The organism is Rothia sp. HMSC064F07 (assembly GCF_001837265.1).
Taxonomy (GTDB): domain Bacteria; phylum Actinomycetota; class Actinomycetes; order Actinomycetales; family Micrococcaceae; genus Rothia; species Rothia mucilaginosa.
This window is the reverse complement of sequence record NZ_KV831918.1, coordinates 118,598-126,843: the sequence shown is the minus strand read 5'-3', so window position 1 is coordinate 126,843 and position 8,246 is coordinate 118,598. Positions and strand designations below refer to the sequence as shown.

Annotated in this window: 6 protein-coding genes and 2 riboswitches; of the genes, 1 reads left to right on the top strand and 5 read right to left on the bottom strand. The window is 61.5% G+C overall.

The genetic code is table 11. The features are described from left to right. Window positions 1-51: 51 nt before the first annotated feature. Window positions 52-903, bottom strand: coding sequence for a transcriptional initiation protein Tat (locus HMPREF2712_RS00495; RefSeq protein WP_070615478.1), 852 nt, complete (start codon window positions 901-903; stop codon window positions 52-54). Window positions 904-1,135: 232 nt separating this feature from the next. Here HMPREF2712_RS00495 and HMPREF2712_RS00490 point away from each other — a divergent pair, with 232 nt between their 5' ends. Continuing rightward, window positions 1,136-2,221 (top strand): C4-dicarboxylate ABC transporter substrate-binding protein, encoded by a 1,086-nt coding sequence (locus HMPREF2712_RS00490; protein WP_070818979.1) that lies wholly within the window; start codon window positions 1,136-1,138, stop codon window positions 2,219-2,221. A gap of 163 nt (window positions 2,222-2,384) precedes the next feature. Here HMPREF2712_RS00490 and HMPREF2712_RS00485 read toward each other — a convergent pair whose 3' ends face one another. The 4 genes from HMPREF2712_RS00485 to HMPREF2712_RS00470 all read right to left on the bottom strand — a co-directional run bounded on the left by HMPREF2712_RS00485 (window position 2,385) and on the right by HMPREF2712_RS00470 (window position 7,750). Then, on the bottom strand, window positions 2,385-4,499 hold the full coding sequence (locus HMPREF2712_RS00485; RefSeq protein WP_070818978.1) for an AMP-binding protein: 2,115 nt from the start codon (window positions 4,497-4,499) through the stop codon (window positions 2,385-2,387). A gap of 443 nt (window positions 4,500-4,942) precedes the next feature. Beyond that, window positions 4,943-5,785: an ABC transporter permease gene (locus HMPREF2712_RS00480; protein ID WP_049350468.1), complete on the bottom strand. Its 843-nt coding sequence runs from the start codon at window positions 5,783-5,785 to the stop codon at window positions 4,943-4,945. Then, window positions 5,785-6,849, bottom strand: coding sequence for an aliphatic sulfonate ABC transporter substrate-binding protein (locus HMPREF2712_RS00475; RefSeq protein WP_070818977.1), 1,065 nt, complete (start codon window positions 6,847-6,849; stop codon window positions 5,785-5,787). The genes HMPREF2712_RS00480 and HMPREF2712_RS00475 overlap by 1 nt, the downstream gene beginning before the upstream one ends. A 64-nt stretch (window positions 6,850-6,913) precedes the next feature. Next, window positions 6,914-7,750 carry an ABC transporter ATP-binding protein gene (locus HMPREF2712_RS00470; protein WP_012904246.1) on the bottom strand — a complete coding sequence of 279 codons (837 nt, stop codon included), beginning with the start codon at window positions 7,748-7,750 and terminating at the stop codon, window positions 6,914-6,916. Between the two features lie 4 nt (window positions 7,751-7,754). Further along, window positions 7,755-7,851, bottom strand: a riboswitch (SAM riboswitch). Window positions 7,852-8,026: 175 nt separating this feature from the next. Then, a riboswitch (SAM riboswitch) is annotated at window positions 8,027-8,135 on the top strand. Window positions 8,136-8,246: the final 111 nt, after the last annotated feature.

Here is an 8,246-nt window from a genome sequence, read left to right as displayed (position 1 = left end):
GGGCCCGGCATCCGTTATGGATGCCGGGCCCCCTTGTTTATGCTCGGTACTTTAGCGGGTGATGGTTGCCGAAGCGCGCAAACCAGCCAGATCCTTGAAGGTGTACTCGCCGCCCTCGGTCAGCTGCATTGCGACGCTACCGCTGGTGATCTGAGCGGTGGTGGTCAGAGTGTAGCTGGAGGTCACCTCGGTGAAGTACACCGGAACCAGCGAAGCCAGCACCTGTGCGTAGCTCACGCCGTCCTTCGCGGTGGCTTCCAGGTAGTCGGAGGTGCGGATGTCCAGTACGCCGGTCCAGACGTTGTCCTCGATGACCGGCTCGTAGAACTTCGCGGTGTATGCGATGCCATTGAATGCCGCCACAGCGGGGTTGTTGGTCTTCGCGCCGCCCTCGCTCTTAGCGAGTGCCGGGATCTCAACGTCGTTCTCGGGGTCCCACAGCAGCGGGTCGGTGACATCCTCGGCGGTGGGGAAAGTGAACTCGAAGGTCACCTGCAGGTGCGCCTGAGGGTACAGCCAGGAGCTACCCTGGAACTCGCCCTTGGAGTTAACGGGTGCGGAAATCCACAGACCCGCACCACCGTACAGGCCAGCGCCGACGCTACCGCCGGGGGTGAAGGTGCCGCCGCCGAGGCTCTGCGGGGTGGTGGAGGTTGCGGTGATGTTGGGTACCTGCACGGTGTAGGAGTCCAGGCCGTAGCGGGTATTAAAGTCGTTGGAGGGGTTCGAGTTGAATGCCTGGGTGAAGACACCGAACTTCAAGGTCGGGGTTTCCAGCGCATCGGTGGACGCCGCGTAGGCGGGTACCGCCGCTGCGGTTGCGATGACGGGGGTGCTCCACGCGGCACCCTTGATGAGTGCGCGGCGGTTCAGGCCATTAGTGGTGTTCGAGGAAGAAGTCATGGGATCTCTCTTGTCATTAAGAATGTGGTGATGCATGTGAGTTGAATTACTGATACTCTAATGTAATTCAGCTCATCTTCAAAATTATCTCAACTTTTACCTTAAAGTATGAATGTTACGGCACCCAGCTCACCTAACACGTGAAACGGGAGCATCATGGAAACCGAGGAGAACGTCCTCCCGGAAAACTCCACAGAAACACCACCGGTCACCACACACTAAGGAACACAACATGGCATTTCTGAAGAGCGCACGCGTCACGCTTGCCTCCCTCGCAGTGCTCTGCCTGGGCACTATCGCAGCCCCCGCAGCAAACGCCTACAGCCCCGACATCGACGGCGACGGCATCCCCAACACCTGGGAGCTGAAGGGCTATGACGCCGACGGCGACGGCAAAATCGACGTCGACTTCCCCGCAATGGGCGCAAACCCCAACCACAAGGACATCTTCGTCGAGATGGACTACATGGCGGGCCTGCTGCCCAGCGAAGACGAACTGGACCGCATCACCAAGATTTACGCCGACCTGCCCATGCGCAACCCCGATGGCACCACCGGCGTGAACATCCACCTGGACGCAGGTAGCGCCCGCAGTGCCAAGTACAACCTCGGCGGCGGCAACGAAATCAGCTACCAGGCACTTGACAGCGAATTCAAGGCGCTCCACCGCATCAAGGCGACCGAAGGTAAGTTCAACCCCGCCCGTGAAGGCACCTTCCACTACATGATCTGGGGCGACTACTACGACAACAGCTACTCCTCCGGTATCGCTAACTTTGGCGGTCGTAACTTTATGGTCACCGTCGGCCCGCACTTCTGGGGCAAGGCAAGCAGCAACATCCGCGTGGCAGTGTTCGTGCACGAGCTCGGCCACAACCTCGCGCTGAGCCACGGCGGCTGGGACGAAATCAACTACAAGCCCAACTACTACAGCGTCATGAACTACCAGTACACCCTCACCGGTGTGCCCATGGCTGACGGTAGCCGCTACTTCGGCTACTCCACCGCCGAGTACCGCATGCTCAACGAGGCGAAGCTGTACGAGGCGCGCGGCTTCGGTCCTCGCGCGGCTGGCTTCCTGTACAAGGGCAAGCCCGCCAACCAGCCGATTGACTTCAACGGCAACGGCAAGATTGATACCGAGCCGGTGTCCGTGGACCTCAACGGTGACGGCATGATCACGAACCTGGGCGCCGCAAACGATATGAAGATGATCCGCTTCCAGGCGACCGAAAACCCGGAGAAGGACAAGGGCCCCGAGCACATTGAGCCGAGCGGCATTACCGCTGAACACGCTCGTTCGCTGGGCCTGATTTAAGCGGCGCAACACCAACAAAGAGCCCTGTCAGCTCAGTAAAATGGCATAGCAAAAGGTGCGGATACCGAATCATCATTCGGTATCCGCACCTTTACTCTATGTGGCTTTTAGCTCAGCACAGTGCTCAGCTCAGCGTGTAGCTCAGCAGCAGAGCCTAGAGGGCCTAGCTCACGCGGCCAGTATCCACCAGCACCTGCGCAATGTGGCCCAGCGCCTCCTCATTCTGCAGCGAAGAAACATCGCCCAGCGAACGGCCCTGGTACAGCTCACCGAGCAGACGGCGAGTAATCTTACCCGAACGGGTCTTCGGGATATCGGCAACCGCCACAACGTCCTTCGGCTTAGCAATCGGGCCAATGTGCTCACGCACGTGCGCGGTCAGCGCCGCCTTCAGCTCATCCTCAGTCAGGTCCTTACCCTCATCGGTGAGCGTCACGTAGGCGACCGCCTGGTGACCGGTCAGCTCATCCTCCACGGGGCAGACACCAGCCTCAACCACAGCCGGGTGAGTCACCAGAGCCGACTCAATCTCAATCGTGGACAGGCGGTGACCCGAAATGTTAATCACGTCATCAATACGGCCGAGGATGTACACGTTACCCTCTTCGTCTTCCTTCGCGCCGTCGCCAGCGAGGAACCAGCCGCGCTCGCCGTAGTGACGCCAATAGGAATCCAGGAAACGCTGCGGGTTCTGCCACACGGTACGAGCCATCGAGGGGCCAATCTTATCGACCACGATGAAGCCCTGCTTGCCGGGTTCGACCGGGTCGCCGTGCTCATCCACCACGCGGGTGGACACGCCGGGAACGGCGCGGGTAGCGCAACCGGGCAGGGGAGTGCAGTGCGGGGTGCCCTCCGGGTAGGTGCCCTCGGGCGCGAATGCCGGGTCGTGCGGGCGCGGGGAGCATACGGTCGAACCGGTCTCGGACTGCCACCAGGTGTCGATGAACGCCGCGGTGCCGCCGCCCACGTGCTGACGCAGCCAACGCCACGCCTCCGGGTTGATGGACTCGCCCACAGAACCGAGCAGGCGCACGGTCGAGAAGTCGTACTTGCCGGGCTCCGGGCCGTTGGGGAACGCACCCATGAGGGAACGAATCAGGGTCGGCGCGGTGTAGTAGTTGGTCACGCCGTAGCGTTCGATGACCTCGAAGTGGCGACCGTAGTGCGGGGTGTTCGGGGTACCCTCGTAAATCACCTCGGAGACACCGTTAACCAGCGGGCCGTAGATTTCGTAGGTGTGGGCGGTCACCCAGGCGAGGTCGGCGGTGCACCAGTGAACGGTGGACTCCACCTTTTCCGGGTCGTTGACCGCGGACAGCTCGTCGGGGCGCAGCACGCCGTTCTCATCCACGTAATCCGGCAGCAGATCGTAGAGCAGCGCGTGGGTGTACGCGGTCTGCACCAGGTATCCAGCCATGGTGTGCACCAGACCCTTGGGCTTACCGGTGGTGCCGGAGGTGTAAATAATGAACAGCGGGTCCTCGGCGTCGTGCAGTTCGTAGGCGTGGGTGTCAGGCTGGTCGTCCACCAGGTCGTGGTACCAGACGTCGCGGCCCTCAGTCCACGGCACAGCGGCGTGCGCTACCGGGTCGGAGGCGCTGGTGCGGTCCACCACGATAACGTGCTCAATATTGTTCTCACCGGAGCATGCCTCGTCGGCATTCACCTTCACGGGAACGACCTTGCCACGGCGGTTCTGGCCGTCGGTGGTGATGAGAACCTTCGCGCCGGTGTCTTCCACACGGAACTTCAGCGCCTCAGCGGAGAAACCACCGAAGACGAGGGAGTGGATCGCGCCAATACGCGCGCAGGCGAGGGTGAAGATAATGGTTTCGGGGATGACGGGCAGGTAGATGACCACGCGGTCACCCTTGCGCACGCCCAGGGACAGCAGGCCGTTCGCTGCCTTCGCGATGCGGCGCTGCAGCTCTGCGTAGGTGATGGCTTCGCGGTCGCCGGGCTCACCCTCGAAGTAGAGGGCTACCTTGTCGCCGCGGCCCGCCTCCACGTGGCGGTCCACGCAGTTGTAGGCGACGTTCAGCTTGCCGCCCTCGAACCACTTAATTTCGGGGATCATAAACTGTTCGATGCCTTCCTCATCGAAGCCGAGGGACTTCGGCTTTTCGAAGCGGTGCGCGGTGTGCCAGGGCTCAGCCCAGGTGAGTCGCTGCGCCTGCTTCTCCCAGAACGCGACGCGTGCCTCGTCAGATTCGAGGGCGGGGTTCGGGGTGGGGTTCAGCGGGTCGGTGAACGAGTAGGGGGTGGGCAGTCCCATTATTCTCCCATCGGTTGCTGGCATTAGCACCCTTGCTCGCCGTGCCGCTGTCTGTGTGACCGTGGGGTCTGTGTGTGCGTTGGCGAGGGGGTTGCTGCGACGTCACGGAGCCAGGTCTCTCGGTCGCTCTGGATGGTTTGCCTTCTTAGTAAAGCGCGCTCCGGGCCAGGAAGCAAAGGAGCCCGTCATATTCGGCATGCTGTGTATCGGTTCGTAATATTCCGAAATATTTAAAGACCCCGCCCCGCGCTCACTGCTGTGGGGCGCGGGGCGGGATTCATCATCATCATTCAGTAGGCGACAGGTTTCCCCGCCGACTTCTTTCTCCGGCGCGTAGCGATGATTAGCTCACCTTTGGGGAGCAGCCACGCAGCGGACATCTCTCCTAAAACTCAGCGCGTGCTGAGTGTTACGTTTAGCTGTGGTGCTAGTTGCTGGTGGCGTTAGTTGCTGGGGTACTTCGCCTTCACCCAGCGCTCGAACACGCCCACCAGCGCGTCGGTAATCTTACCGAGCACCGCCAGCGCCACAATAGCCAGCAGCAGGCGGTCAGTGCGGCCGTTGTTCTGCGAGTCGGTCAGCAGATAACCCAGACCCATGGACGCACCCAGCAACTCAGCGGCGACCAGGAACAGCCACGCCTGAGCCAGCGCCAGACGCAGACCCGAAACGACCGACGGCAGAACCGCGGGAAGCTGAACCGTGGTGAACAGGCGCAGACCCTTCAGACCGAAGGCGCGTGCCGCCTCCACAAGCTTGGGGTCAACGTGCGCCAGAGCCGCAGAAACCGTGGTGTACACCGGGAAGAACGCACCAATAGCAACCAGGGTCACCTTGGAATTCTCGCCGATACCGATCCACAGCAGAAGCAGCGGAACCCACGCCAGGGACGGCACGGCACGCAGCGCACCAATGGTCGGTGCGGCAATCAGACGCACCGGCGCAGACAGGCCAATCAGCGCACCCAGCACCAGGCCGAGCACGGCACCAATACCGAAACCAATCAGCACACGCTGAGTAGAAATCGCCACGTGGCGGCCCAACTCGCCGCGCTGCGCCAGCTCAACACCGGCGCTGACCACACGGTCGGGGGAGGGCAGCTGAACCTGGGTGAACACGCCGTTCGTGCTCAGAATGTACCAGAGGGCAATCAGCGCCAGGGGAAGAATCAGGCCCAGGTACTGCTTACCGGCGAACGGGTTCGACGGCAGCTTCACGGAAGAGACACGCTTCTCGGCACGCTCAGCGCGAGCGCTGGAGGCGGCGGTAATCGTTGCGGCGGTCATTACTTCTCAACCACCTTTGCGATCTTCTCGACGGCTGCGCTGTCAGCCTTCTTTGCGAACTGGTCGTCCACAATGCTGTTCAGTGCCTTGTCCACGTCGGACTGGGAGGGAACGTCGCCGGACTCAACCAGAATCGGGCCGACACCCTTGAGAACCTCAACCTGCTTAGCGCCCGGAACCGGGTCGATATCCAGGTGGGTGCGCTCCATAACGACCTGGGCGGTCTCGTGCTTAATGCCGGACTCCTCCTCGACAATCTTCACAGCCTCTTCGGGGTTCTTCTTAGCCCAGGCGCGAGCGTACTCGTACACGTCCACGATGGTCTGTGCGGCGGTCGGGTTGGACTGAATGAACTTCTCGGTGGCGTTCAGGAAGCCGTAGGTGTTGAAGTTCAGGTTGCGGTAGAAGAGCACGTCGCCGCTTTCCACCTCGGCGGCAGCCATGATCGGGTCCAGGCCGCTCCACGCGTTGACCTGACCGTTATCCAGGGCGGTGCGGCCGTCGGCGTGCTGCAGGTTCTGAATGGTCAGGTCCGAAGCGGAAATACCCTCCTGCTTGAGTGCCTGCAGCAGCAGGAAGTACGGGTCGGTACCCTTGGTCACGGCAACGGTCTTACCCTTCAGGTCCGCAACCTTGGTGATGCCCGAATCCTTGCGGGTCACCAGTGCCGACCATTCCGGCTGCGAGTAGAGGCTAATGACCTTGATGGGGGAGCCATTAGCGCGTGCCAGCAGCGCCGCCGAACCGGCGGTGGAGCCGACATCAATATTGCCGCTACGCAGCGCCTCATTCGCCTTGTTCGAACCAGCCGACTTGACCCACTCAACCTTCTTGCCCTCGGCGGACAGGGCGGTCTCAAGCCAACCCTTCTTGCGGATAATCAGGGACAGCGGGTTGTAGGTCGCGTAGTCAATGGTCACGGTGTTCTGATTGCCACCACCGGCAGCACCGGAGGCGTTAGCGGAACCGGAACCTTCACCGGCGCAGGCGCTGAGCAGAGTAGCAAAAGCGGCGGCTGCGGCAAGGGACTTGAGGGCGGTACGGCGAGACGGGGAGTAAGTCATGATGAAATCTTTTCGCTTCTGAAGATGATGATGTGATGTGTAAGAAATGCGTTTCGTGGCGGCTTTAGGCGTTATCTTCCACGCCGAGCTCAGCCAGCAGTTCGCTACGCAGCGCCGTAATCTCTGCATCGGCGCGGTCACGCGGGTGAGAACGGTCAACGGTCACAATGCGCTGGATGGTGGCGGGCGCCTCCGGGGTGTCCTTACCGAGGACGATCACCCGGTCAGAGAGGTACAGCGCCTCTTCCACATCGTGGGTGACCAGCAGAATCGTGGTCGGGTCTTGACGGTGCACGTCCAACAGCAAATCCTGCATGTTGATGCGGGTCAGCGCGTCCAGAGCACCGAAGGGCTCGTCGAGCAGCAGCACGCCGGGGTTGCGTGCGAGCGCTCGCGCCAGGGACACGCGCTGAGCCATACCGCCTGAAATTTCCTTGGGACGGTGGGTTGCGTATTCGCCCAGTCCGACCAGGTCGAGCAGGCGCGCTACGGATGCTGCGCCTTCAGATTTTTTGGTGCCCTGCGGTAGTCCGAGAGCCACGTTGTCGGCGACGGTGCGCCAGGGGAGCAGGCGCGGTTCCTGAAAGCCGATAGCTACGCGGGGGTCGAGGCCGGTCACTGCCTTCTCGCCGATACGCACGGTACCTGCGGTGATGCGGTTCAGGCCTGCTGCTGCACGCAGGAGAGTGGATTTGCCGCATCCGGAGGAGCCGATGACGGAGATAATCTCGCCGGGGGCTGCGGTGAAGGAGACTCCGCGAAGAACTTCGTGGGTTCCGCCGGGCACGGGGAAAGATTGTCCGACGCCTTCAAAGCTCAAGGGGACGGCGGCGGTGGATACGGCACGGCGGCCGTTCTTTTCACTGGTGGGTACGTCAGTTACTGCACTGTTGAGTGTCATGTCACTTCCATCGTTCCTGGCGTTAGCACCGGGGGCGGAAGAATCCGTGCCGGTTGCTGCGACGTCGTGGAGCCAGGTCTCTCAGTCGCTCTGGATGGTTTGCTTCTCCCACCCTATGGGCTGTGGCGTGCCTCAATCAACCCTGCGGGCGCGTATGAATTTCTATGACCGTATATTTCGCATTTATCACGAAATATTTCGGTTCCACGTCACAAAAAGATTTTTTCGTCACAAACGTGACCTCCCTCCCGCGCGCCCCGTACACTCAAACCACGAGATCATGAGTCCCGGCGCTAAGCTCTGGCTAGCCGGGCGGCAACCCTCTCCCGTAGCGGGGTGCCCCAGATGATGATCTGGCCTCAACGGAAAGAGGCAAGTACGGCGCGAACGCGCCACCTGCACGAAGGCCACCACCGAACGCAGAAGGCAAGAAGGAGGCGGCGCGCGGGGTGCAGGGCACTAACCCGATCGTCCCCGATCATTCGCGAAAGGAAAA

Coding starts and splice junctions, on each gene's coding strand:
- HMPREF2712_RS00495 (WP_070615478.1), bottom strand. CDS start 903: ATGACTTCTTCCTCGAACACCACTAATGGCCTGAACCGCCGCGCACTC.
- HMPREF2712_RS00490 (WP_070818979.1), top strand. CDS start 1,136: ATGGCATTTCTGAAGAGCGCACGCGTCACGCTTGCCTCCCTCGCAGTG.
- HMPREF2712_RS00485 (WP_070818978.1), bottom strand. CDS start 4,499: ATGGGACTGCCCACCCCCTACTCGTTCACCGACCCGCTGAACCCCACC.
- HMPREF2712_RS00480 (WP_049350468.1), bottom strand. CDS start 5,785: ATGACCGCCGCAACGATTACCGCCGCCTCCAGCGCTCGCGCTGAGCGT.
- HMPREF2712_RS00475 (WP_070818977.1), bottom strand. CDS start 6,849: ATGACTTACTCCCCGTCTCGCCGTACCGCCCTCAAGTCCCTTGCCGCA.
- HMPREF2712_RS00470 (WP_012904246.1), bottom strand. CDS start 7,750: ATGACACTCAACAGTGCAGTAACTGACGTACCCACCAGTGAAAAGAAC.